Raw genomic sequence first — 23,855 nt, forward strand, 5'->3', positions numbered from 1 at the left:
ACAAGATTTTGATCGAATTTATAAGATAAACAGACCAACTTGTTGAAAAAACTCACAAAATTAAAAATATCATAATAATTGCACCGAAAGCAACGAAAATTCCGTGACATTTTACAATTTCTTAACATTGTATACTTCCTTGATTTTACAAGCCTTAAGATGTAAAGTTTATAAAGCGGTGTTTAACTTAGAATGAGCATAGAGAGGGTTTTTTAGTATGAAAAAAACATTAATTATGAACGGTCATTTCATTTCTACTATTGAAGGTAAATCATCAATCAAAGGCTGCATGGTCATAGAAGGCGATCTGATTACATATATCGGTGAACAAATTCCTGAACCTAAGGAAAACTACAATGAAATCATCGACGGTACGAATAAGTTGTACATGCCCGGTTTGGTCAATACGCATGGTCATGCCGCGATGTCGCTGCTGAGAGGTTTTGGCGACGATTTAGCCCTGCAAATTTGGCTGGAAGAGAAAATGTGGCCGATGGAAGCGAAATTTACCGCCCAAGATGTGAAATGGGGGACGAGTCTGTCCATTCTGGAAATGATGAAGGGCGGGACTACGACTTTTGTCGATATGTACGACCATATGAATGAAGTGGCGAAAGCTGTCGAGACATCAGGAATGCGCGGCGTTCTTGCCCGCGGTGTGATCGGACTGTGCCCGGTTGATGTACAGACGGCTAAGCTGCAAGAAGCCACTGAGTTTGCAAAAACATGGCATGGTGCTGCAAATGGACGTATCACGACGATGATGTCTCCTCATGCGCCTTACACATGTCCTCCGGATTATATTGAACGAATCGTTCAGGCTGCCCACGATTTGAATTTACCGATCCATACGCATATGTCGGAAACAAGCCGTGAGGTGCAAGGAAATGTAGATCAATACGGACTGCGTCCTGTTGCTCATCTGGAGAAGATCGGCGTGTTCAGCCGACCAACGCTTGTAGCGCATGGAGTTCATTTAACGGATGAAGAAATCAATGTTCTCAAACAATATGATGTTCGCGTTTCTCACAATCCAGGAAGCAACCTGAAACTTGCTTCCGGCGTAGCGCGTGTGCCTGAATTGCTTCGCGCAGGAGTGAAGGTTTCACTTGGTACGGACGGCGCAGCTTCAAATAACAATTTGGATATGTTTGAAGAAATGAGACTCGCCGCGCTGATTCACAAAGGCGTTTCTGGTGACCCGCTGGCAGTACCCGCTGCTGAAGCACTGATGCTAGGTACGAAAATGGGGGCGGAATCCATTTGGTTGGATAACGTAGGATTACTGCAGCCAGGCATGAAAGCGGACTTTATCGCGCTGGATATCGATCAGCCACATTTCCTGCCAAAAACAGATTTTGTTTCACATGTTGTTTATTCCGCTTGCGCCAAAGATGTCGTCGATGTCTGTGTGGACGGCAACTGGCTTGTCCGCAAAGGGGAATGCTTAACGATGGATGAAGAAAAAATCAAACGCGAATTTGAATTGTGTTTTGACAGATTAATTGGATAAAAAGGTGCCGGCAATTCGGTTGGGGAGGTGAGCGGCGCTGATGGGTGCAAAGCGAACGAGAATCATTACTTTTGGCGTGTTTATTGTATTGACGCTTGGCGTCGTGCTCAGCCGCTTCTACTTAAATGTGCAGAAGGATCATTGGGATAACAAACGCATGGCGGTAGAGACTGCTTTTGAGAAAAGCATCATGACGAAAGCGGCAAAAGTGGATTTCTTTTATGGAGATGAGCCTTTTCGGATCGTCTATGGCGAAGATAAGATCGGCCAAGGCGTCATTGTATGGGTATCCGATAAGGACGTTCACACGGAGATGGCTTCTGAAGGCTTCACGGAAGCTCAAATTCGAGATACCGTTATGAAGAAAAATCCGGGCGTGGAGATTGAGCGTATCATGCCGGGGAAGCTTGGCCAGGAATACGTTTGGGAAGTTTTTTATAAAAAGACAGACGATAGCGGTACAAGATATTTTTATGATTATTATAAATTCAAAGATGGACTTTATTTGGATACGTACAGACTCAGCCTTCAATAGGCTGAGTTTTTTTGTTTCCACTCATTTCATAAGGTCACAGTATATATCGCATGATATACTACTCGTATGGAATTGAACGCAACATAATATATCGAGAAAGGGGGACGTTGACTGATGAAGCTACGTCTCTTACCTGTTGTACTGAGTGTAATTATTTCTGCCGGCGTATTATTCGGAGGCTGGTTCGCGTATACAAGTTTCGCTATGGAAAACCCATTATCAGATATCATCAGTAAAGTTCCCGGTGTGACAAGTTCAACGATGAAATTGGACAAAGATCGTGTTGATATAGATGTTAGTTTACAAGCGGATGCGAATTTAAGAACGGTTGTTGAGCGGATTAACAAAGATGGCGCATCGATTATTGGCAAACGGACAGTAAATATACAAATTAAAGATAATCCGTCCGAAAAGCTTGATCAATGGTGGTCCAAAGCTTTATTTGAAGTCGCTCAAGCCATGGAAACCAAACATTATGCAGACATCCCAACGACTCTACAAAAATATGCTTCTGATATGCCTAGTATGAAAGTTGAAAGTGAAATGGACCAAACTTATGTTTATATTCGATTGACAGATGGCGATGCCACTAAATTCATAATGCTTCCTAGATCCACGCAGATGGGAGTGTGGCCGAATGAGTAAAATTTATAAAGAGATTGGCATAGGCGCTATTCCGGTACTGCTAGTTTTCTTAATTTTCTTAGGGGTCAACATTATCCCTATTTTATTTGTCGGCGTATTGGGCGTTTCATTGTTTTATATGATTAGAGGCCGCGGCGGCATTGGTATTTCCGGTGGCGGTGGTGGCGGCGATCGTAAAAGCAAAACTCGGACACCGGCGTTTCTCACGTTTGACGAGATTGGCGGGCAAGACCGGGCGAAGAAAGAATTAACCGAGGCTCTTGATTTTTTGATTAAACACGAAGAAATTAAGAAGTTGGGCATTCGTCCTCTCAAAGGGATTTTGCTGACAGGTCCTCCAGGGACCGGTAAAACACTGATGGCGAAAGCAGCAGCTCATTATACGAATTCCGTTTATTTAGCAGCTTCAGGCAGTGAGTTTGTGGAGATGTACGTCGGTGTAGGTGCAAGCCGTGTACGTGATCTCTTTAAGGAAGCAAGAAGCCGCGCCGTGAAGGAAGGTAAGGATAACGCGATTATTTTTATCGATGAGATTGATGTTATCGGCGGTAAGCGTGACGGGGGGCAACAGCGCGAGTATGATCAAACGCTGAACCAACTGTTAACCGAAATGGATGGTATTCATACGAATGATGCTCCGCGTATTTTGATTATGGCGGCAACGAACCGGAAAGAAATGCTCGACAGCGCGCTGCTTCGTCCAGGGCGTTTTGACCGTCATATTGAGGTTGATTTACCGGATAAAAAAGGGCGTCTTTCTATTTTGAATATTCATGTGAAAAATAAGCCGTTGGCTGTCGGAGTTTCTTTAGATACGATTGCCGAACAAACGTTTGGATTCTCGGGTGCTCAGCTGGAAGGCGTTCTGAACGAAGGGGCCATTTATGCGATGCGTGAGGATAAAAAGGAAATTGAGCAGCACCATTTGGCATCTGCAATTGATAAAGTCATGATGGGTGAGCGGACCGATAAGGAAACCGCGCAGGATGAGAAAGAACGCGTTGCATACCATGAGCTGGGCCACGCTATTATCGCTGAGCTCGTGCGTCCTGGCTCGGTTTCGCAAGTAACCGTCAGCCCGCGCGGGAAAGCGCTCGGTTATGTGCGTCATAATCCTCCGAAGGACCATTATTTATACACGAAGGATTATATTGAGCAGCAAATCATGATCGCTTTAGGCGGGGCCGCGGCGGAAGAAATCTTCTATGGCGGACGCAGCACGGGCTCACGGAATGACTTTGAGCAAGCTCTTTCTATGGTGCGCAATATGATGGATTCCGGCCTGACGTCGCTAGGTATCATTGACCGTGAAATGGTTACCAAGGATCAACTGATGAAAGAGAACACAGCCATTCTTGATGCGTTAATGATTCGTACCAAGTCGCTGCTGGAGCAGCAGAGAAAAGTATTTGATCATTCTTTCGCTATTTTAATGGGGGAAGAAGTCATCTCAGGTGATACGTTCCGTAAGTTATTTGATGCTTCAGTTATACAAAGTGCATAGAGAATAAGACTTGAGGTTGTCCACAAAGGTAGCGAGAAATAAGCTGCTTGCGGGACAGCCTTTTTTTCTACGGGGAATTGTGTCAAAGCTCGTAAAGGTTCCGCAAGGTTTTGTGACGGGTAATGAAATCTGGAAGTAAAAATTGTATGATATGAGTGGGTTCCTTAGGTTGTATTGCCCTACAGTTGTGAATGATAAGAATGAGCCTTAAAGAAGGAGAAATCTGGCATGGTGTTTAAAACGATTGGTGTAGTTGGCGGTGGAACAATGGGGCAAGGCATTTCTGAAATGCTTGCAGCCAGCGGCCTGGAAGTATTGCTTGTTGAGAAAACAGTAGAGAAGCTGGATCGCGCGCTCGAGCAAATCCAGGTTAGTTTAGATAAACAAATCGAACGTTGGGCTTTGACGGAAGCAGAGAAGAAGCTCATTTTAACTAAAATAAAGAAAGCGGATTCCCTGCAGGATATGGCGACATGCGACATGGTCATAGAAACCATTACGGAGGATTTGAATGCCAAGAAGCATGTTTTCTTCCAATTGAATCAAATCTGCGATCCTTCTATTATTTTAGCAACGAATACATCCACACTTAGCGTAACCGAAATTGCTGCCATCACAACCCATCCGCAAAGGGTCATTGGCCTGCATTTCCTGCATCCGGTGGCGAAAGTCAATCTCGTCGAGATCATTCGGGCGATGAAAACATCCGACGAAATCTTTGAGCAAACGAGAAGATTTGTAGATGAGTTTATTCATAAAAAAGGTATTAAAGTCAATGAATCACCCGGCTTTATTACGTCGAGATTGATCTGTACGCTCATCAATGAGGCATTGCACACACTATCCGAAGGTGTAGCAACGGCGGAAGATATCGATGCCGCGATGCGGATCGGATATGATTTCAAATACGGCCCATTAGAAATGTGCGATCGATTCGGCTTGGATGCTGTGCATGATGCGCTAGAAGGGATGTTCCGCGATTATGGGGACATCAAATATCGGCCATCGTTTCTACTCAAGAAAATGGTTCGTGCCGGCCATTTAGGCGTCAAAACGGGAGAAGGATTTTTCGTTTATGACAAGGATGGTGACAGGCTATGAATATTCTAGTTATTAACGCGGGCAGCTCTTCGCTCAAATATCAGCTATTTCATATGGAAGATGATACGGTTCTGGCCAAAGGCCGCGTAGAGCGGATTGGGATGGAAACCGCCATCCTGCTGCATGAACCGAAGGACAAACCGGAAGTTCACGAGGTCAGTGAAATTTTGGAACATACCACTGCGATCCGCAAGGTGCTTGCGCTGCTCGTTCATCCTGAGCACGGCGTAATCGCGTCAACCGCAGAGATTCACGCCGTCGGCCACCGCGTCGTTCACGGCGGTGAAAGCTTCAAGAGCTCCGTCCTCGTGGACCACGAGGTGAAGCAGGAGATCAAGCGGCTCTTTGATTTGGCGCCGCTGCACAATCCGGCGCATATGCTCGGCATATCCGCCGTAGAGGCGAACATGCCGGATGTTCCTCAGGCTGTCGTATTCGACACAGCCTTCCATCAGACCATGCCGGCGCAAGCCTACCTGTACCCGGTACCGATGGCGCTGTACCGGAAGCACAAAGTGCGCCGCTATGGGTTCCACGGCACTTCGCACAACTACGTCAGCGAGCGCGCCGCAGCCTTTCTGGGCCGCCCGCTGGAGCAGCTGAAGCTCATTACCTGTCACATCGGTAACGGAGCTTCCTGCGCCGCCATAGAGGGCGGCAAGTCAGTAGATACGAGCATGGGGATGACCCCGCTCGAAGGATTGATGATGGGCACGCGCAGCGGCGATCTGGATCCTGCGATCGTGCCCTATGCGATGGGCAAGGAGGATCTGACGCTAGGTGAGATCTCGTCCATGCTGAACAAGCACAGCGGACTCCAGGCGATCTCAGGGTTATCCAGCGATATGCGGGAGATCACGGAAGCGATGGAGGCTGGAGATAAAAACGCCAAGCTGGCTTTTGAGATGTATGAATATCGCCTGCGCAAGTACATCGGGGCTTACGCCGCGGCCATGAATGGTGTGGATGCCATTGTATTTACAGCAGGTGTCGGCGAAAATTCGGAAGTGCTCCGCAAACGGGTTTGCGAGCATCTGACTTATCTCGGCGTGGAATTCGATGATGCCGCTAACCGCACAGGAAGAGGGTTGGAACGACGTATTTCAACCGTAAATTCCAAAGTGCAGGTGCTGGTTATACCAACGAATGAAGAATGGGTTATCGCCAGAGACACCTATCATTTGGTTCAATCAACGACACACTGAATCTTTGCTTGAAATAGTGTACAATAGAAAAGCGCCGAATTTAGCGACAGGGGCAACCCGGCTGAAGAAGGTTTGCACGAAAACTCAAGGAGGTACTTAATCAGTATGAAATGTACGATAGGTGAAGTAAAACATCACGTCGGCGAGTCAGTTACAATTGGCTGTTGGCTAAACAAGAAACGGTCTAGCGGTAAAATTCAATTTTTACAACTTAGAGACGGTTCAGGATATATACAAGGTGTTGTAGTGAAAAGTGAAGTCGGAGAAGACGTATGGGAAGCGGCGTCCAAGCTGACACAAGAAAGCTCGCTGTACATAACAGGCAAAGTGAAAGAGGATACGCGCAGCAAAGGCGGCTTTGAGCTTGATGTTACTGGCGTTGAGATCATTCAAGTAACGGAAGAATATCCAATCACACCGAAGGAGCATGGCGTCGATTTCTTGATGGATAACCGCCATCTGTGGATTCGTAGCCCGCGTCAACGTGCGGTTCTCGTCATTCGCGCGCAGATTATTCAAGCCGTTCAGCAATTTTTCAATGATCGCGGCTTCCATCTGGTAGATCCGCCGATTCTGACGCCTTCCTCCTGTGAAGGTACGACTAATTTGTTCCACACCAAATACTTTGATGAAGATGCCTTCCTGACGCAAAGCGGACAGCTGTATATGGAAGCAGCTGCGATGGCGCTTGGTCGCGTGTATTCATTCGGTCCTACGTTCCGGGCAGAAAAATCGAAAACAAGAAGACATCTAATTGAGTTCTGGATGATTGAGCCGGAAATGGCTTTCGTTGACCATGCAGAAAACCTTGAAGTTCAAGAGCAATTCGTATCTCACATCGTACAAACGGTACTCAAAAATTGTGCGCAAGAGCTGGAAACCTTAGAGCGCGACACGTCCAAATTGGAGAAAATCAAAGGCTCCTTCCCGCGTATTACGTACGATCAAGCCGTTGAATTCCTGCAAAAGAACGGCCATGAATTCGAGTGGGGCGAAGATTTCGGAGCGCCGCATGAGACAGCTATTGCCGCAGAGTATGAAACACCTGTGTTCATTACACATTGGCCAACGGAAATTAAAGCTTTTTACATGAAACCAGATCCTAGCCGTCCGGAAGTCGTGTTATGTGCGGATATGATTGCTCCTGAAGGGTACGGAGAAATTATCGGAGGCAGCCAGCGGATTGATGATCCGGAATTAATGGAACAACGCTTCCAAGAGCATGATCTGCCGAAAGAAGCTTACCAATGGTATCTCGACCTGCGGAAATACGGAACTGTGCCGCATTCCGGTTTCGGCCTAGGTCTTGAACGTACCGTTGCTTGGATTTGCGGTCTGGATCACGTTCGTGAAACGATTCCATTCCCACGTTTGTTATACCGTCTATATCCGTAATCCGTTATCAACCAAAGGTAGAAAGGAGACCGGATGAGTAAATCGTTCCATACACAGCAGCAGATCGAGGCCGTCCTATTGGCCAGCTTCCAGGAGGGCAGCGTCGCGGTACCGCTTCTTCTGCTGAAGAACTATCGTGCCCTCCAGTTAAGCGAAGTTGAGGTCATGACGCTAATCCATCTCATTTCCTTTTTGGATAAGGAAAAGTACGATTTTCCAACCCCGGATGAGATTCAATCCCGCATGTCGGCTTCTCCTGATCTGGTCATTGCCAGCTTGCAGAAGTTGATTCATGAGCAATTCATTGCTATTGATGAAGACATGGAAGTATCGACGGGAATTCGGAGTGAGAGATACAATCTTACTCCGCTTTACCGAAAGTTAGCCAAACAGGTAGCTGAGCAAGAACTGGCTAAGCTATCGGCGGTGCGCACATCGTTGCCGACCGATGAGGGAGCCAGGAACATTTTCACTACGTTCGAAAAAGAATTTGCACGTCCATTAACACCGATGGAGCTGGAAACGATCAGCGGATGGTTAGACAAGGATCAATACAAGGAAGAGCTCATAATGACGGCATTGAAGGAAGCTGTTTTTGCCGGCAAGGTCCATTTCCGATATATTGACCGCATTCTGCTGGAATGGAGCCGTAATCGCGTGGGCACCGTGGATCAAGCGAAGGAATATTCACAACGTTTCAGGCAATCAAGATAAAAGAAGAGGCTGTCTCTTGGGTCATTTCAGACCTTGGAGACAGCCTCTTTGCTTAACTTTAGATCAGCCAATTATTTATTCAGCAAATGAGAGCGATATACGTACTCAAAAAGGAATTCGAATGCTTCCAAGTGACGTTTAGCCTCGAACGCATTCGCGCCCCATGCATAAATCCCGTGCTTGCGCAGAACAATTCCAGGGATACGCGGGACGATGGCATCTTCAACGAGCGCGGCAATGCGTGGAATTTCTGCATAATTCGGTAAAATCGGAATCTCAATTTGAGCTTCTTCATCCCAGATGTTGAAGGCTTTGATCAGCTCAACGCCGTCGACAGGAATGCTTTTACGCTCCCAATAAAGCTCTGAAACCAAGTTGTTGAAAATGGTATGCACATGAAAAATAGCGCCAGCGCCTGTTAAGCGATAAATCTCGCTATGGATCAGCGTTTCCGCCGAAGGCTTCAGGCTTGTAGCCTCCGTAGCGATACCTTTCTCATTAACAAGCAGGAAATCTTCCGGCGTCTGCACGGATTTATCTTTGCCGCTTGACGTAATGGCGAAAGTGAATTGCTCAGGCTCGAAGCCGCCTACACGAACGGATAAATTGCCGCTTGTCGCAGGAAACCAGCCTCTGGCAGCTAAATTGGCTTTAATCTCGCGCAGTTCAGCGAAAGCGCGTTGTTTCTCTTCCAGTAAAATACTCATACTACAGGTTCAGCCTCCAATTGCTTCATAATATCGAAGAAGTTCTCGAATGGGTAATACGCGTATCCGAGCTTCTCACACATCTCGACAAGATGGGAGCGTGCAAAAATCGTATCGACCAGCTTAGCTCCTTCGAAATCCGTAACGCTATCTCCGATGATGATTCGCTCATACCGATTGGCATCATAGGAACGAATGATACTTGTTTTACACATGCCACAGTCCGTTTGGCAATGCTCATCACATTTGTTAGGCCACAGTATTTCAATGACGCTGCCCTCGAAGGAGGAGGCATTGCTATAAATGTTCTCATGTGGAATCGGAAAAGGCTTTAGCAGCGGGTAAATAAAGAAATCGATGCCTCCGCTTGTAATTAATAGCTTGATATTTTGTTCTTTGCAATAGTCGACGAATTCCTTGAAGCCGTCCCGAATGACTGCATTGCTGATGGCATAGTCAACAATTTCATCCTTGCGCGAAGTGGGCAGCAGGGCGAACATGTCGCCGACGCCTTGACGAATAGATATGCTTTTATTCAAAATGCGTTCTACAATTATGTCCCAACCTGGCGGGTTAAAATGTTTCATGATCGCCACAATGTTATCATTTACGGTAATGGTTCCGTCAAAATCGCAAAAAATGATGCGTTCCTTACTCATTCTCTAATCCCCCAAGTGTCAATAGCTGTTTGTAATTCTGGATGTGTTTGGGCGTAATCGCGAAGGTGTATCCCTTGCAGCGTTGCATCTATGGCTTGACGGAATGCTCGCCCTCCGGCAATTGTACCAAGCGGATGGCCATGGATGCCTCCGCCTGCATTCACAATCACGTCGTGACCGAAGTCTCTCAGAATGAGAGGGACCAAGCCAGGGTGTATGCCCGCAGACGGTACAGGGAACGAAGCAGCCAGTTTCAAATGAGCGTCCGCCGTAGCCTTGTAGCTGTAATCGGTATGTAGATCATTTGTTAACAGGACATGTTTAATGGCCAGGTTTTCTTCTCTCGGCATAACCACAGAACCGTAAGGAGATGGGAATAACACCAGATCTGCTCCAGCTAGACGCATCAATTTACCAAGCAGCACAGAAGGGGAGATTCCGTAGTGCGGTGAAGGATACGTTGCACCAGCCATGGCCGGATGCGCCATAATTGGAATCGTAATCTCCGGGTCAGCGCTTAACTCATGCAAGACGTCGAAGCCGTAGGCCAATACATTAAATAAAAGGGCGTTAGCTCCTGCACGGATCGCTTTTTTGGCTTGCGCAGCCAGTTTCGAAGTAGGGCCCGTTAAATTCACGGCGTACAGCAGCTTCTGGCCGGTTTCTTTGGAGGCTTGCGCTGCTGCTTCCATGCAAATTTCAATTCGCTTCTCCAGCGGAGTTAACGGATTTTCAAACAAAATCTCATCGTCCTTGATTAAATCCACGCCGCCTGCCGCTTGCAAATAAAATTGTTCGCGCAGAGCCGGTAGCTCATAGCCGACAACGGATTTAAAGATGCTCATCAGCAATGGACGGTCATGCACGCCAAGAAGGTCGCGCACGCCTTGCATCCCGAACTTCGGTCCGGAGAAGCCAGCAAGGAAGTCAGTGGAGAATTTCAAGTCAATCAGTTTAATTTTGCCGTCCATGGATAGTTTGCCGAAAACGGTAACTAACAGCGCAGGGATATCGCGGCTGAAATTGACGTCAGGATAAGCGATCGTAATGTCCGCATAGCGCGCACTGAGTGGCTCTCCAGGAGCGGGCTCGTGAACCTCTACGGCAATCACTTTGCCCAAATGTTTTTCCATTTGCGCTTTCTGAGCCTCAGGCAGTTCCGTCCATGAGCCGACGGTCAAGCCGACAGCGATGCCCGTTGCTTTTTTATGAAAATCGGCTTTCTCATCGAAACTCCGATATGTGGCTAAACAATATGCACTCATCGTAAATGTTCACCTGCTTTGCTAGAATAAAACCTCGTTCATTCAGGACGTTTTGCTCACTGGGCTTGGGGCTGCGATTTGCTCGCCCATTTCTTTGGCCCGTTCAGCCGAGCGGAATACGGCCTTGGTAATAGCTTCCGTAAATTTGTAATGATCCAATGCTTCAATGGAAGCCTGCGTAGCACCATTCGGGGATGTTACTTTACGGCGAAGCTCAGCCGGATCTTCTTGGGTATGCTGGACCATATGAGCGGCGCCAAGCACGGTTTGCAGGGTTAACTGGCGGGAATCTTCTTCGGTTAGACCGCCTTCGATACCAGCTTTGATCATGGCTTCCATGAAATAGTAGACGTAGGCAGGGCCGCTGCCGGATACGCCGGTAAGAATTTCTAGCTTCTCTTCTTCAACAATGGATACAATGCCCACCGCTTCGAACATTTGGGTTGCGAGCTGCTTGAATGTATCATTCACGTTTGCGGAGAAGCTCATTCCTGTAGCGCCCAATCCAATCGTTGAGGAAGTGTTCGGCATTGTGCGAGTGATCGCCATTTTCGATTCCAGCAAAACTTCCATTTTGGCGATGGATAGGCCGGCGATGACGGATACCAGCAGCTGATTTTCATTCAAAAGCGGCTTCAAATCTTCAAAAGCGGTCACAACATCTTTGGGCTTCATACAAAGCACGACGACATCTGCTTGGCGAAGGTAAGCTTCTTTCGTAGCAGGATCGGATGTGGCTTGCAGGCCATACTCAGAACGAAGAAAAGCTAATCGGTCTTGATCAGAACGGTTCATCACATAAATATGCTGTGGATTGGCTACTTGGGTTTGAATCAGACCTCGGATAATGGCTTCCGACATGGAGCCTGCACCGACAAAAGCAATTTTGGCTTGGGATAAAGTTGTGGACATCGTACATTCCTCCTCAAATTGTATGAACTATTGACGTATTTGACCGTTTCCGTAGATACGGTATTTGGTTGAAGTTAAGGCTGGCAGACCCATCGGTCCGCGAGCGTGCAGTTTTTGAGTCGAAATGCCGATTTCCGCACCGAATCCGAATTCAAAGCCATCTGTGAAACGCGTCGAGGCATTGTGGTAAACCGCTGCCGCATCGACTTCCTGCAGGAATCTCTCCGCATTGGCGGCATCTTCCGTCACGATACACTCGGAATGCATCGTGCCGAATTGGCGAATGTGGTCAAGCGCTTCATCCAGATCTTTGACTACTTTGACATTAAGAATGTAATCTCCGTATTCCGTTCCCCAATCTGCCGACGCAGCTGTTTGCATGCTAGAGACCAGGTCCCTGGCACGATCGTCTCCTCTAAGCTCGACATTGGCGCCTGTGAAAGCTTCTGCAATGGCGTTCAAATGTTTGGCAGCCACAGCTTCATGTACGAGCAGAGTTTCCATCGAATTGCAAACGGAAGGACGTTGAGCTTTGGCGTTAAGCCCAATAGAGATAGCCATTTCAAGCTGTGCGCTTTCGTCTATAAAAGTATGACATACACCTGCTCCTGTTTCAATGACAGGGACGGAGGCGTTATTGACAACATTTTGAATAAGTGAGTGTCCGCCTCTTGGGATGAGAACGTCGATGAGACCGTTCAGTTTCAGCATTTCATCTACAGAACTGCGATCTGCACTTAAGATCAATTGAAGGGCGTCAGCCGGGATGGCGGACCGGTTTAGCGCGCCATGCAGAACCTCGACGATTTTCTCATTGGAAAATAGAGCGGAAGAGCCGCCACGCAGCACAACGGCGTTGCCTGTTTTGAGGCATAATCCTGCGGCATCCACGGTAACATTAGGTCTAGCTTCATAGATGATGCCGATCACGCCAAGCGGAACACGAATTTTGCGAATGCGAAGACCATTCGGACGTTCAAAATCTTCGAGCGTATCCCCGATTGGATCGGGTAATTCAGCGATTTGACGCAATCCTTCAGCGATGGCGGCAATCCGGGACTCGTTAAGAGCAAGACGGTCAAGCAGGGAAGCGCTGGTGCCCAGCTGCTTGCCACGCTCCAAATCCTTGGCATTTGCTTCAATAATAGCTTGTTGCTCAGTAACAAGGGCATCTGCCATAAGCAGCAACGCTGCGTTTTTCTGTTCCGTTGTGAGATTGCCCATGGTTTGGGCAGCTTGTTTGGCTAATTTGGACTTTTGAACGACTTCACTCATGGGAAGATCGACCTCCTGTTTGAAAAAAAGTTTGGCAATGCGCAATGATTTGTTCAGCCGTAAGTTCATATTGATCTCCGCTGAGGCGTTCTTTACATTCCACGATATGTTCGGCAGCTTTCTTTCCTACCGTAATGCGAAGCGGAAAGCCTAGCAAGTCGGCATCGTTGAACTTCACGCCAGGACGATCTTCACGATCATCCCATAGGACGGAATAGCCGGCATCGGTCAATGATTTGTAAATCTCTGTGGATAACTTCATCTGAATCTCGTCCTGCACATGGACCGTGAGGAGATGAACGGCGAAGGGAGCAACAGATGCCGGCCAAATGATGCCGCGCTCATCATAATTTTGTTCAATAATGGCAGCTAGCACACGGGAAACGCCAATCCCGTAGCAGCCCATAATGATGGGCTCGGAAGCACCGTTCTCGTCGCTGAACGACGCGCCTAGCGAACGGCTGTATTTAGTTCCCAGTTTGAACACATGACCGACTTCAATCCCTTTGGCAAAAGAGAGTTCATGTCCGCAAGTTAGACAGTGCTCGCCCTCGGTGACATTTCGCAAATCATGATATGCAAGGCCGGCAAGATCCCTCTCAACTTGAACATGCGTGAGGTGATAATCGGCTTCGTTGGCACCAATGACAGCGTCTTGCATGCCAATTACGGAGTAGTCAGCAATGATCTTAACGTTCTGAAGTCCAAGGGGTCCGATAAATCCTGCGATAGAACCTAATTGTTGAATGGCGGATTCCGATAACATAGTGAATTCTGTACCATCTAAGGCATTTTTTAATTTAATTTCATTGACTTCACAATCACCGCGAAGAAGAACAATCACCGGTTTGCCATTCGCTTCAATTGCGATAGATTTAATGATTTGCTTAGGCGAGATTTGAAGGAACTCGCTTAGCTGTTTAATGCTGGTCACCTGTGGGGTATGCACTTTTTGAGGTTCGGCATGCAGACCTGATTGATTGCTTACTGGATCAACTGGCGCCGGTAATTGACCAACCGCTTTCTCCAAATTGGCTGCATACTGACAGGAAGGACAATGAACGATGGTATCTTCCCCAATGTCCGCTAGCGCCATGAACTCATGGGTATCCGTACCGCCAATCGCTCCGGAATCCGCTTCAACCGCCCGGAAATTTAACCCGCAACGCGTGAAAATACGATGATAAGCCTTGTACATGCTCTCATAACTCTCATCGAGACCACTCTGCGATCGATCGAAGGAATATGCGTCCTTCATAAGGAACTCACGTCCGCGCAGCAGCCCGAATCTAGGTCTTCGTTCATCCCGGTACTTCGTTTGAATTTGATAAAGCGTGACAGGAAGTTTCTTGTAGGATTGAATTTCGTCCTTAACAATCGTTGTAATCACTTCCTCATGGGTCGCCCCTAGAGCAAACTCACGTCCATGTCGGTCTTCCAGACGCATTAGTTCGGGTCCATAGACGTCCCAACGGCCGGAAGCTTTCCATAATTCGGAGGGATGAAGCGCTGGCATGAGCATCTCTTGCGCCCCGGCGGCGTCCATCTCTTCCCGAACGATGGTTTGAATATGTTGAAGGGCTTTAAGCCCCAATGGCAGATAGGAGTAAATACCGCTGGATAACTGGCGGATCAGTCCCGCACGCAGCATCAGCTTGTGGCTAGCGACTTCGGCATCACCCGGGACATCTCGTAAAGTCGGGATCAGCATGCGTTGTTGTCTCATTAATGGTGTGCCTCACTTTCATTAATCAATTTAAGCAAGCGGAACCCATTCATCTCGGTGAATGACTTCAATTCTTGCCACTTCGACGCGCTTCTGGACTTCTTCGGTTGATAATCCTGCTGCTGCTTGTATTTGCCAAGCAGCGTAGTTGACAACACCGCGTCCGAGCAGCGTACCTTCGTTGCTGAGCACTTCGACCACGTCGCCGGGATGGAAGTCTCCGGTAGCTCCAATGATTCCGGCGGGGAGCAGGCTCTTGCCGCCGCTCATTAGGGCCGATCTCGCACCTGGATCGACGAGGATTTGGCCTTGGGGCAGCGAGTGGAAGCCGACCCATTGTTTCTTCACCGGCAGATTGTTCAGCGCCGTGTCAAAGTATGTGCCCTTGCCGCTGCCGCCAACGGCCATCGGCAGATCGCCGGGCTCCAGCACGCGCCCGATAAAGACCGGCACGCCCCCGCGCATCGCGATGCGGGCGGCTTCAACCTTCGAGCGCATGCCGCCGGTGCCGACCGCGCTTCCTGAACCTCCAGCGAAGCTGAACAACTCGTCGCTGATGGCGGCTACGCGATCGATACGCTGAGCGTTCGCGTTCTTGCGGGGATCGTCCGTGTACAGGCCGTCCATATCTGTAATGATGATCAATTTGCTGGCCTTCACCAAATTGCCCACCAAGGCTGACAAAGTATCATTGTCGCCGAATTTAAGCTCATCCACCGAGACGGTGTCATTTTCGTTGATAATCGGGACGACGCCGCGCTGCAGCAGCTCGTCGATCGTCATCAGCGCGTTCTGGACGCGCTTGCGGTTGGAGAAGTCGTACCGGGTCAACAAAATTTGCGCCACGCTGACGCCGTGGGACGCAAATGCTTCATGGTACGCCTGCATGAGCAGCGCTTGCCCCACGGCAGCGGCAGCTTGCTTCTCGTGCAGCACCTTGGGCCGTGTGCGGTACCCAAGGGAGGTGAAGCCTGCGGCTACTGCGCCGGATGTCACGAGCAGGACCTGGTTGCCGTCCTTCTGCAATTGCGCTAGTTCCGATGCGAAAAAGCGGATTTTATCGGGATTTAAACCACCCGTATCTGAAGTTAAAGAAGAACTGCCGATTTTCACGACGATGCGCTGTGTCATTACGATCCCATCCTTTGTTTGAGCAATATGTAAATAATGGATATAAAAAAAGACTCCCGTCCTCATAACATAAGGACGAAAGTCTGTAGCTTCCGCGGTACCACCTTAGATTGGCGCACGCCAAAAAGGCTGCACCCAACTCTGGATTCCCTGGATAACAGCAGGGGACTGTTCAACTCATCGTTGACGGTTCAGGGGCGGGTTCGGAATCGGTTCACGGCAAGCTCTCTCAGTCGGTGGAGCTTACTCTCTGTTTACGTGCTGATCGTTCCTACTATTCCCATCATAACATTGCGATATAGAAGTTTTGGAAGACTTCCTTTTTTGGTTCTATATAGAATAGCACGGGGTACAAGTGTTTGTAAAGAAGCAGATGCCTCTAGTTTTACTAGCCGAACAGGTTCAGCTTTCCAATACGCTGTACAGCTTCTGCTAATCTTTCTTCCGAAGATAAGAGCCCAAGACGTACATAACCCTCGCCATGTGTACCAAAGCCAATGCCTGGGGCGACGACCACTTTTGCTTCCTGAAGAAGCAGATCAGCAAGGCTTTGTGAAGTGTGTCCCTTCGGAACCGGCAGCCAGGAGAAGAAGGAGCCCTGGGAAGGACGGGCATTCCAGCCAATGTCAGCTAAAGCGGTGTACAAAGCATTACGGCGGCTTTCATAGACATCCCGAAGCTCGCTGACGCAATCTTGCGAAGCGGTAAGCGCCGTTGCCGCAGCAGCTTGAATGCCGCCGAACAAGGAGCAGTAGTAATGATCCTGCATTAAGTTGATGAGGCGGATGACTTCCTTGTTACCCAGCGCAAAACCTACGCGCCAGCCAGCCATGTTATACGTTTTGGAAAGTGTATAAAACTCGATGCCAACTTCTTTGGCTCCAGGCGTCTGTAAGAAGCTGATCGGTTTCTCACCGTCAAATCCAATAGCACCGTAAGCAAAGTCACTGGCTACGACCACGCCGTTGCGCTGCGCGAATTGAACCGTTTCTTCATAGAAGGAAGCGGGTGCTGTAGCTCCAGTCGGATTGTTCGGATAGTTGATGAACATAAGTTTCGCGCGGTCCAAATCCGATTGCTTCAATGCCGAGTAATCTGGAAGAAAGTTATTTTCTTCTCGCAAAGGCATGAAAGCCATCTCCGCTCCGGCTAATGCGACACCTGACCAATAATCGGGATAACCCGGGTCAGGCACCAGGCAAACATCGCCAGGATTCAATAAGCACTGAGCGATCTCGATGAGTCCTGTTTTGCCGCCGAAAAGAATGGCGACCTCTGTATCCGGATCCAGATCAACCTGATGATCTTCTTTATAACGTTGTGCAATCGCTTGTTTCAGAAATGGAAAACCACTGAAAGGCGGGTATTTATGATACAAAGGATTAGCGGCTGCTTCCTGCATCGAAGCTACGATATGAGGCGGGGTTGGGCGATCCGGGTTGCCTTGTCCCAGATTGATGACATCATGTCCTAAGGCAATTTGTTCGTTCGCTTTGCCTACGAGCGTAGCAAAAAATTGGGTAGGCAAACCTTTCATACGTTCAGCAGGCTGTATGGGGAAAGCACTTGTTTGTGTAGATAGCGTAGTCACGGTTTTAATTCACACTCCGGAGGTCGGGATTTTAATTAATAACCTAAATGTAACATGATTAGTCTATTTTTCATAGTGATGAAAAAAATCGATTTTACAATGGACTAGTCTTATCATACAGTTAATTCAAAAGCTGTGGAAAGGTGTTGAGAGCTATGTCAGACCAATCACAAGTTGCTCAAGTTTTTTTGCAGGAGTCGATTCGTGCTTTTGAGAGTATGAAAAAACTGGCGGATCAAGCATTTGCGCAGGCGGCGGATGAGCATTTTTATCAAACCTTGGATGAAGAGTCGAACTCTTTGGAAGTGTTGATCAAACACATGCATGGGAATATGTTATCCCGTTGGGTCGATTTTCTAACATCGGACGGGGAAAAGGAGACGCGGGAGCGCGACATGGAATTCGAGAGCAGTCGTTACTCGCGGGAGGAGCTTCTTTCTTTATGGGAGGAAGGATGGAAAGTGCTTTTTGATGCCCTGCATCCCCTAACTCCTGAGGATGTTTTGCGCATCATTCGCATTCGCGGACAAGAGCATACGGTCATTCAAGCCATTCAGCGCCAGGTTTCTCATTATGGTTACCATGTGGGACAAATTGTTTTCTTGAGCAAACACTTGGCCAGCCAACAAGGCTGGAAAACGCTTAGCATAGCAAGAGGTCAATCGAAAGCTTTCAGGCCGTCTTAAGCCAGCACTTGGGTTCAAACCGATTTTCGATTATGATGGATAAAAGAAATGGCTATTTTCGCCCACTGGAAGGAGTATTTATAGTATGTCAGAATCCAAACAGCTTCACTTGGCACTCATTCAAATGGATATCACGATCGGTGAACCAGATAGGAACTTTGCCCGATTGGAGATGCTGCTCCAAGAGGCTGTGCAAAACAATCCGAAACCGGACGTCATCGTTTTTCCTGAGATGTGGAACACCGGCTATGCCTTAACGGAGATTCAGCAGCTTGCTGATGTGAACGGGGAGCGGACAAAAGCGCTATTGAGTAATTTTGCCAAAGCGAACCATGTGAATATTATTGGCGGTTCGATTGCCGATAAAAAAGAAGACCGTGTGTTGAACACGATTTATGCGTTTGATCGCGAAGGGGCGGAAATTGCGGAGTATTCCAAAATTCATTTGTTCCGTTTGATGGATGAAGAGAAATTTCTGCACAGCGGTGACCAGCTTGGTCGGTTTGAGCTCGAAGGCGTACCGGCTGGCGCCATGATTTGCTACGATATCCGTTTCCCGGAGCTGGCACGCAAATTAGCGCTGGATGGTGCTAGAATTTTATTCGTTCCTGCCGAGTGGCCTCATCCGCGACTGCATCACTGGCGCACGCTGCTCATGGCTCGGGCGATAGAGAATCAAATGTACGTCGTTTCTTGCAATCGTGTCGGAACGAGCGGGACAACGAGCTTCTTCGGACACTCCATGGTTATTGACCCTTGGGGCGAAGTACTTGTGGAAGGCGACGAGAACGAAGCGATTTTGCATGCAACAATTGATTTGGAGGAAGTAGTGCGTGTAAGGGCTAAAATCCCAGTCTTCGAGGACCGCCGTCCACATTTATATTAATTTTATTTAAATAGGCGGTAAGCATTTGATTTTTTGTCGGTTTTTCTGTAAACTAAAACCAATTGAATGATCAATTGCGGCAGTGAAGGATGAATAGTACTTGAACAACTTCTTGTTCAGCGAGCTGGGGATGGTGAGAGCCCAGACAGGAGCTCAAGGAAAAGGCTATCCGGAGCCGATACGATAAAGGGGATACAGGCTTTTACAGGTGTATCAACTAGGGTGGAACCGCGGGTGCGTAAGGCTCTCGTCCCTAGGCATGATTTGATGCCTTTGGATGTGGAGCTTTTTTTGCGTGCTCATATCCAAACGGACGTCTAAGGGCTTAGCCCCATTTTGATAAGCTGAAGGAGCGAATGAACAATGAGTGTTACTATGGATCAAGTTGTCGCATTAGCAAAGCACAGAGGTTTTGTATTCCCGGGTTCTGAAATTTATGGCGGTTTGGCCAACACATGGGATTACGGTCCGTTAGGTGTTGAGTTGAAAAATAATATCAAACGCGCTTGGTGGAAAAAATTCGTTCAGGAATCCCCGTACAACGTAGGTCTTGACGCTGCCATTCTGATGAATCCACAGGCTTGGGTAGCTTCCGGTCACGTTGGAAACTTCAACGATCCGATGATTGATTGTAAAAACTGTAAAGCGCGCCACCGTGCGGATAAGCTGATTGAGAACAAACTAGCTGAAAAAGACATCGAAATCATCGTAGACGGTATGACATTCGATGATATGATGAAGCTGATTGTCGAGCATAACATTGTTTGCCCGGATTGCGGCAGCAAAGATTTCACAGATATCCGTCAGTTCAATCTGATGTTCAAAACGTTCCAAGGCGTAACAGAAGCAAGCTCCAACGTTGTTTACCTACGTCCTGAAACTGCTCAAGGTATTTTTGTTAACTTTAAAAATGTACAGCGTACGATGCGTAAAAAGCTGCCATTCGGTATCGGCCAAATCGGTAAAAGCTTCCGTAATGAGATCACGCCAGGTAACTTTACGTTCCGTACACGTGAATTTGAACAAATGGAGCTTGAGTTCTTCTGCAAACCGGGCGAGGATATGAAGTGGTTTGAGTACTGGAGAAGCTTCTGCCACAACTGGTTGCTGTCACTTGGCGCTAAAGGTGAAAACCTTCGTTTGCGTGACCATAATGAAGATGAGTTGTCTCACTACAGTAATGCTACGACTGATATTGAGTACAAATTCCCGTTTGGTTGGGGCGAGCTTTGGGGTATTGCGGATCGTACGGATTTCGATTTGAAACAGCACATGGAGCATTCCGGTGAAGATTTCAACTATATCGATCAAGAAACGAATGAGCGTTATGTTCCTTACTGCATCGAGCCGTCCCTTGGTGCGGACCGTGTAACGTTGGCGCTGTTGATTGACGCGTTCGAAGAGCAAAAGCTGGAAGGCGACGACAGCCGTACAGTGCTTCACTTCCACCCAGCGCTTGCTCCGATCAAGGCGGCTATTTTCCCGCTTTCCAAAAAGTTGAATGATGGCGCGCAAGCCGTTTTTGCTGATCTGGCGAAACATTTCATGGTTGACTACGATGATACAGGTTCAATCGGTAAAAGATATCGTCGTCACGATGAAATCGGTACGCCATTCTGTATCACGTACGATTTCGAGTCCGAGACAGATGGTCAAGTAACGGTACGTGATCGTGACACGATGGAACAAACGCGGATGCCTATTTCGGAGTTAAAAGCATTCATCGAGAATTCCCTACAGTTTTAATATAAAAAGGCTGGCCATTAAGGTAGTTAAACCTTGTGGTCAGCCTTTTTTTATCAAATGACGTAATCGAGAACTTCACTGTATGGCAAATAACGATGAACGTCAGTAAGCGGTGGACTATAGACATGAATGGATACGGCGGACTCATGGAACGGATTGCTAAGCTGATGGATTTGATCCTTTGGAGCTGTAAAATAATCGCCTGTTCGAATCAAATCATCGCTGTGAACAACCGGGTAACCTTCCGTGTCCAGATGGAATTTGGAATTGACAATATGGCCTTGAACCAAGCAGGCAGCTCCTATCGAAGCTCCATGATTATGAATGGCTGTTGCGGCCGAAGCGGGAATATGGATGATAATGACTTCAAGCTCTTTCGTGCTATAAATGACATTGCGGCCATAAGCGAGATTCAGGGGTTCAGTTTTATGATCAGCCACTTCGTGAAATATGCTGTTTACGGACTGAAGTGCAGATTTTAGTTGTTCCAATGAGGGTTCTTGCAATTTACAGAATGACTGCTCAATTGCTTCTACTAACATCATGGTTTCCGCCTCCTAGGCACTTGGTATCTCTTTATCAAAATTAATTAGAGAAACGATAAGATTTAATTATATAGTATGCTTTAGGAGGAGGAAGGGTTAGGGGAATTGGCATAATTTTGAAAAGAAATGGGTCATGAATTAACTAAAGAATTAGACGCGAAACGGCGGCATTCGTCTGCCATCGATATCCGTGAAATCATATTCGGCAGCTAAGGAACCAACCTCGTGAAGCAGTCCTGCTTTCAGTTGAACCTGTGTATCAGAGGCCAACGCAACAACGGCGCGCCCAATATATTCAACGGACTCCGTAGCGTGTAACTCTTCAATTCGCATGAAGTCGGGATCGCCAGGTTCGAGGCCATAATGTTTATACACAGCTTCTGTTCGCATCCAACCGGGAGCTAATGCCAATGCGGTTACATCCAACTGGTTTGCTTTGAGATTTAGAGCCATAGCACGGGTCATATTTACAACTGCACGTTTCACTGTGTCATAAAATACATTCACCGGGTAATCGCCTCCGATGTCGGAGTAGACACCCGTGTTAATAATTAAGCCGCGCTTCTGCTCAAGGAAGAAGGTGGACATGGCATACCGGCTGGACACCATTTGTGCCCGTAAGCCGGCATCAAACATGCTGTCCCAACGTTTCAAAGGCTGCTTCCAGAAAGGCGCTAAAAAATCATCTTTTTCAATGTCCTCGTAACCGCCCCAAGCGTTATTGACTACAAGATCAAGTTTGCCTTGTTCCTGTTTGATTTGCTCGTACAGCTTTTGAACATCGGCTTCAACCGTATGATCACATCGAACCGCAATCCCAACGCCTCCGCGTGCAGTCACTTCTTCCGCTGTATCCTCGATCGTACCTGTAAGATCTGTCTGAGTCGATTGTGCCTTTGTACTGCGGCCAGTCACATAAACGGTGGCACCTGCTTCACCAAGCACTAAGGCAATTCCACGGCCGGCACCCCGACTAGACCCTGTCACAAGTGCTACCTGACCTTGAAGCTGTTTACTTTTCGTCATCCTTTTAAACCTCCATTTGTCATTCACCAAGTTACTTTGCACTTATAGTTTAACTCTATACAATGACAATTCTTGTCATGGATTGAAAAGGCGCAAAAAATGTTCATGTTTGTGAATTTTCCATGGTGCTGTATGCGTGAAGCATACGCTGAAGTTGTTCACGAATCCATTGCACCATTTCGGATGGTTCTTCAACGATGGCATCTGCGCCCATGCCCAGGAAATATTTTGAGAAATAGTGCAGATTACTCTGGTGCATCTCACTGACTAATTCTCCGCTCCCGTCGGCATGAATCGTGACATCTTCATCTCTGCCATTGCTCCGCTCGTAGGCACGGACACCAGCAGGTGTAAGTTTGACGCGAAGTCTCATGTGTTCGGACAAATCGTTTTTCTGACTTACTCCACCTGATAACCAATCAAGAATGGTGTAGTTCATGAGGTTTTTGCTAGGGTGATCCGGCTCGGCAGGAGTCAAGCTTTGCAAGCGATCTGTGCGAAATAGGAGGATGCGATCTTTTTGAAAACAATAAGATGGAAAATACCAATAGCCATTCGATGCGTAAATGCCGATGGGCTGTATGGTACGTTCCGTTGCACCATCTTTGGAAGCATAGGTAATATGAAGGGGAAGACCATCGATCGAAGCCTCCAGAAGTTGCTCCAAATAAGGAGAACTTTGTGTGCGGGTAGGTGTCCAAAATGACACGCGATTCTTGAGTGCATCAATTCGCTTCTTCGTATCGTCGGAAGATAGTGATAAAACTTGCCTAGCGCTGACGTCGATTCTGCAGCAAAAGGCAGCGCTCCATAATACTGGAGCGACTGAAAGGCGAAGAACATCGCGACCGCCTCTTGTTCCGTGAACAAAATAGGAGGCAGCATCCGCTTTTTCAGCAAGCGATAGCCGCCGTGCGGGCCGAACTCCGTATAAAGCGGCATTCCGAGCTCGCTTAGCTCCTGTAAATCGCGATGCATGGTGCGTTCCGAGACGCCGAATTCTTGCGCTAGCTCTTTGGTCGTGAAAGCCATGCGTTCATTAACGGCCATCATAAGCTGGATCAAACGCTGTGTTTTGTTCATGACAG

Annotated in this window: 22 protein-coding genes and 1 pseudogene; 11 read left to right on the top strand and 12 right to left on the bottom strand. The window is 47.7% G+C overall.

The window, feature by feature from the left end; translation table 11 throughout:
* Positions 1 to 217: 217 nt before the first annotated feature.
* The 8 genes from ACKTT9_RS15005 to ACKTT9_RS15040 all read left to right on the top strand — a co-directional run bounded on the left by ACKTT9_RS15005 (position 218) and on the right by ACKTT9_RS15040 (position 8,612).
* Positions 218 to 1,513: an amidohydrolase gene (locus tag ACKTT9_RS15005; protein WP_407872176.1), complete on the top strand. Its 1,296-nt coding sequence runs from the start codon at positions 218 to 220 to the stop codon at positions 1,511 to 1,513.
* 40 nt (positions 1,514 to 1,553) lie between these two features.
* Positions 1,554 to 2,048: a DUF5590 domain-containing protein gene (locus ACKTT9_RS15010; protein WP_407872177.1), complete on the top strand. Its 495-nt coding sequence runs from the start codon at positions 1,554 to 1,556 to the stop codon at positions 2,046 to 2,048.
* Between the two features lie 114 nt (positions 2,049 to 2,162).
* Positions 2,163 to 2,693, top strand: a complete 531-nt coding sequence (locus tag ACKTT9_RS15015) for a hypothetical protein (protein WP_157320025.1) — start codon at positions 2,163 to 2,165, stop codon at positions 2,691 to 2,693.
* Complete coding sequence (locus ACKTT9_RS15020) at positions 2,686 to 4,197, top strand: AAA family ATPase (protein WP_407872178.1); 1,512 nt, start codon at positions 2,686 to 2,688, stop codon at positions 4,195 to 4,197. The genes ACKTT9_RS15015 and ACKTT9_RS15020 overlap by 8 nt, the downstream gene beginning before the upstream one ends.
* 228 nt (positions 4,198 to 4,425) lie before the next feature.
* The gene (locus ACKTT9_RS15025; RefSeq protein WP_407872179.1) at positions 4,426 to 5,298 is read left to right on the top strand and encodes a 3-hydroxyacyl-CoA dehydrogenase family protein; all 873 of its coding nucleotides are present in this window, start codon (positions 4,426 to 4,428) and stop codon (positions 5,296 to 5,298) included.
* Positions 5,295 to 6,503 (top strand): acetate kinase, encoded by a 1,209-nt coding sequence (locus ACKTT9_RS15030; RefSeq protein ID WP_407872180.1) that lies wholly within the window; start codon positions 5,295 to 5,297, stop codon positions 6,501 to 6,503. The genes ACKTT9_RS15025 and ACKTT9_RS15030 overlap by 4 nt, the downstream gene beginning before the upstream one ends.
* A gap of 99 nt (positions 6,504 to 6,602) precedes the next feature.
* A complete protein-coding gene (gene asnS / locus ACKTT9_RS15035; RefSeq protein WP_127451466.1) occupies positions 6,603 to 7,898 on the top strand; it encodes an asparagine--tRNA ligase in 1,296 nt (431 codons plus the stop codon).
* Between the two features lie 33 nt (positions 7,899 to 7,931).
* Positions 7,932 to 8,612 carry a DnaD domain-containing protein gene (locus ACKTT9_RS15040; RefSeq protein WP_407872181.1) on the top strand — a complete coding sequence of 227 codons (681 nt, stop codon included), beginning with the start codon at positions 7,932 to 7,934 and terminating at the stop codon, positions 8,610 to 8,612.
* A 71-nt stretch (positions 8,613 to 8,683) separates the two neighbouring features.
* Here the strand turns inward: ACKTT9_RS15040 and mtnB are convergent, their stop codons facing one another.
* The 8 genes from mtnB to ACKTT9_RS15080 form a co-directional block, all read right to left on the bottom strand.
* Positions 8,684 to 9,319, bottom strand: a complete 636-nt coding sequence (gene mtnB / locus ACKTT9_RS15045; RefSeq protein ID WP_407872182.1) for a methylthioribulose 1-phosphate dehydratase — start codon at positions 9,317 to 9,319, stop codon at positions 8,684 to 8,686.
* Positions 9,316 to 9,978 carry a 2-hydroxy-3-keto-5-methylthiopentenyl-1-phosphate phosphatase gene (locus ACKTT9_RS15050; protein WP_407872183.1) on the bottom strand — a complete coding sequence of 221 codons (663 nt, stop codon included), beginning with the start codon at positions 9,976 to 9,978 and terminating at the stop codon, positions 9,316 to 9,318. Before ACKTT9_RS15050 ends, mtnB begins: the two co-directional genes overlap by 4 nt.
* The gene (locus ACKTT9_RS15055) at positions 9,975 to 11,243 is read right to left on the bottom strand and encodes a 2,3-diketo-5-methylthiopentyl-1-phosphate enolase (protein ID WP_407872184.1); all 1,269 of its coding nucleotides are present in this window, start codon (positions 11,241 to 11,243) and stop codon (positions 9,975 to 9,977) included. The genes ACKTT9_RS15050 and ACKTT9_RS15055 overlap by 4 nt, the downstream gene beginning before the upstream one ends.
* A gap of 42 nt (positions 11,244 to 11,285) precedes the next feature.
* Positions 11,286 to 12,155, bottom strand: a complete 870-nt coding sequence (gene proC / locus ACKTT9_RS15060; protein WP_407872185.1) for a pyrroline-5-carboxylate reductase — start codon at positions 12,153 to 12,155, stop codon at positions 11,286 to 11,288.
* A gap of 27 nt (positions 12,156 to 12,182) precedes the next feature.
* Positions 12,183 to 13,430, bottom strand: coding sequence for a glutamate-5-semialdehyde dehydrogenase (locus tag ACKTT9_RS15065; RefSeq protein ID WP_407872186.1), 1,248 nt, complete (start codon positions 13,428 to 13,430; stop codon positions 12,183 to 12,185).
* Positions 13,423 to 15,156 carry a proline--tRNA ligase gene (locus ACKTT9_RS15070; RefSeq protein WP_407872187.1) on the bottom strand — a complete coding sequence of 578 codons (1,734 nt, stop codon included), beginning with the start codon at positions 15,154 to 15,156 and terminating at the stop codon, positions 13,423 to 13,425. Before ACKTT9_RS15070 ends, ACKTT9_RS15065 begins: the two co-directional genes overlap by 8 nt.
* 30 nt (positions 15,157 to 15,186) lie before the next feature.
* Positions 15,187 to 16,287 carry a glutamate 5-kinase gene (gene proB / locus ACKTT9_RS15075; RefSeq protein ID WP_407872188.1) on the bottom strand — a complete coding sequence of 367 codons (1,101 nt, stop codon included), beginning with the start codon at positions 16,285 to 16,287 and terminating at the stop codon, positions 15,187 to 15,189.
* Positions 16,288 to 16,675: 388 nt separating this feature from the next.
* Positions 16,676 to 17,878, bottom strand: a complete 1,203-nt coding sequence (locus ACKTT9_RS15080) for a pyridoxal phosphate-dependent aminotransferase (RefSeq protein ID WP_407872189.1) — start codon at positions 17,876 to 17,878, stop codon at positions 16,676 to 16,678.
* Between the two features lie 155 nt (positions 17,879 to 18,033).
* Here ACKTT9_RS15080 and ACKTT9_RS15085 point away from each other — a divergent pair, with 155 nt between their 5' ends.
* From ACKTT9_RS15085 to ACKTT9_RS15095, 3 genes are all read left to right on the top strand, one after another.
* The gene (locus ACKTT9_RS15085) at positions 18,034 to 18,564 is read left to right on the top strand and encodes a DUF1572 family protein (protein ID WP_407872190.1); all 531 of its coding nucleotides are present in this window, start codon (positions 18,034 to 18,036) and stop codon (positions 18,562 to 18,564) included.
* Positions 18,565 to 18,649: 85 nt separating this feature from the next.
* A complete protein-coding gene (locus ACKTT9_RS15090) occupies positions 18,650 to 19,450 on the top strand; it encodes a carbon-nitrogen family hydrolase (RefSeq protein WP_407872191.1) in 801 nt (266 codons plus the stop codon).
* A 363-nt stretch (positions 19,451 to 19,813) separates the two neighbouring features.
* Positions 19,814 to 21,196 (top strand): glycine--tRNA ligase, encoded by a 1,383-nt coding sequence (locus ACKTT9_RS15095; RefSeq protein WP_407872192.1) that lies wholly within the window; start codon positions 19,814 to 19,816, stop codon positions 21,194 to 21,196.
* 53 nt (positions 21,197 to 21,249) lie between these two features.
* Here the strand turns inward: ACKTT9_RS15095 and ACKTT9_RS15100 are convergent, their stop codons facing one another.
* From ACKTT9_RS15100 to ACKTT9_RS15115, 4 genes and pseudogenes are all read right to left on the bottom strand, one after another.
* Positions 21,250 to 21,741 carry a cysteine dioxygenase gene (locus ACKTT9_RS15100; protein WP_407872193.1) on the bottom strand — a complete coding sequence of 164 codons (492 nt, stop codon included), beginning with the start codon at positions 21,739 to 21,741 and terminating at the stop codon, positions 21,250 to 21,252.
* A 150-nt stretch (positions 21,742 to 21,891) separates the two neighbouring features.
* Positions 21,892 to 22,767: an SDR family NAD(P)-dependent oxidoreductase gene (locus ACKTT9_RS15105; RefSeq protein WP_407872194.1), complete on the bottom strand. Its 876-nt coding sequence runs from the start codon at positions 22,765 to 22,767 to the stop codon at positions 21,892 to 21,894.
* Between the two features lie 103 nt (positions 22,768 to 22,870).
* Positions 22,871 to 23,476, bottom strand: coding sequence for a WYL domain-containing protein (locus ACKTT9_RS15110; protein WP_407872195.1), 606 nt, complete (start codon positions 23,474 to 23,476; stop codon positions 22,871 to 22,873).
* 248 nt (positions 23,477 to 23,724) lie between these two features.
* A pseudogene (locus ACKTT9_RS15115) lies at positions 23,725 to 23,850 on the bottom strand (DeoR family transcriptional regulator); the annotation flags it as partial.
* Positions 23,851 to 23,855 lie beyond the last annotated feature (5 nt).

This window comes from Paenibacillus sp. P36 (genome assembly GCF_045866505.1).
GTDB lineage: Bacteria > Bacillota > Bacilli > Paenibacillales > NBRC-103111 > Paenibacillus_E > Paenibacillus_E chondroitinus.

Coding starts and splice junctions, on each gene's coding strand:
- ACKTT9_RS15005 (WP_407872176.1), top strand. CDS start 218: ATGAAAAAAACATTAATTATGAACGGTCATTTCATTTCTACTATTGAA.
- ACKTT9_RS15010 (WP_407872177.1), top strand. CDS start 1,554: ATGGGTGCAAAGCGAACGAGAATCATTACTTTTGGCGTGTTTATTGTA.
- ACKTT9_RS15015 (WP_157320025.1), top strand. CDS start 2,163: ATGAAGCTACGTCTCTTACCTGTTGTACTGAGTGTAATTATTTCTGCC.
- ACKTT9_RS15020 (WP_407872178.1), top strand. CDS start 2,686: ATGAGTAAAATTTATAAAGAGATTGGCATAGGCGCTATTCCGGTACTG.
- ACKTT9_RS15025 (WP_407872179.1), top strand. CDS start 4,426: ATGGTGTTTAAAACGATTGGTGTAGTTGGCGGTGGAACAATGGGGCAA.
- ACKTT9_RS15030 (WP_407872180.1), top strand. CDS start 5,295: ATGAATATTCTAGTTATTAACGCGGGCAGCTCTTCGCTCAAATATCAG.
- ACKTT9_RS15040 (WP_407872181.1), top strand. CDS start 7,932: ATGAGTAAATCGTTCCATACACAGCAGCAGATCGAGGCCGTCCTATTG.
- mtnB (WP_407872182.1), bottom strand. CDS start 9,319: ATGAGTATTTTACTGGAAGAGAAACAACGCGCTTTCGCTGAACTGCGC.
- ACKTT9_RS15050 (WP_407872183.1), bottom strand. CDS start 9,978: ATGAGTAAGGAACGCATCATTTTTTGCGATTTTGACGGAACCATTACC.
- ACKTT9_RS15055 (WP_407872184.1), bottom strand. CDS start 11,243: ATGAGTGCATATTGTTTAGCCACATATCGGAGTTTCGATGAGAAAGCC.
- proC (WP_407872185.1), bottom strand. CDS start 12,155: ATGTCCACAACTTTATCCCAAGCCAAAATTGCTTTTGTCGGTGCAGGC.
- ACKTT9_RS15065 (WP_407872186.1), bottom strand. CDS start 13,430: ATGAGTGAAGTCGTTCAAAAGTCCAAATTAGCCAAACAAGCTGCCCAA.
- ACKTT9_RS15070 (WP_407872187.1), bottom strand. CDS start 15,156: ATGAGACAACAACGCATGCTGATCCCGACTTTACGAGATGTCCCGGGT.
- proB (WP_407872188.1), bottom strand. CDS start 16,287: ATGACACAGCGCATCGTCGTGAAAATCGGCAGTTCTTCTTTAACTTCA.
- ACKTT9_RS15085 (WP_407872190.1), top strand. CDS start 18,034: ATGTCAGACCAATCACAAGTTGCTCAAGTTTTTTTGCAGGAGTCGATT.
- ACKTT9_RS15090 (WP_407872191.1), top strand. CDS start 18,650: ATGTCAGAATCCAAACAGCTTCACTTGGCACTCATTCAAATGGATATC.
- ACKTT9_RS15095 (WP_407872192.1), top strand. CDS start 19,814: ATGAGTGTTACTATGGATCAAGTTGTCGCATTAGCAAAGCACAGAGGT.
- ACKTT9_RS15100 (WP_407872193.1), bottom strand. CDS start 21,741: ATGATGTTAGTAGAAGCAATTGAGCAGTCATTCTGTAAATTGCAAGAA.
- ACKTT9_RS15105 (WP_407872194.1), bottom strand. CDS start 22,767: ATGACGAAAAGTAAACAGCTTCAAGGTCAGGTAGCACTTGTGACAGGG.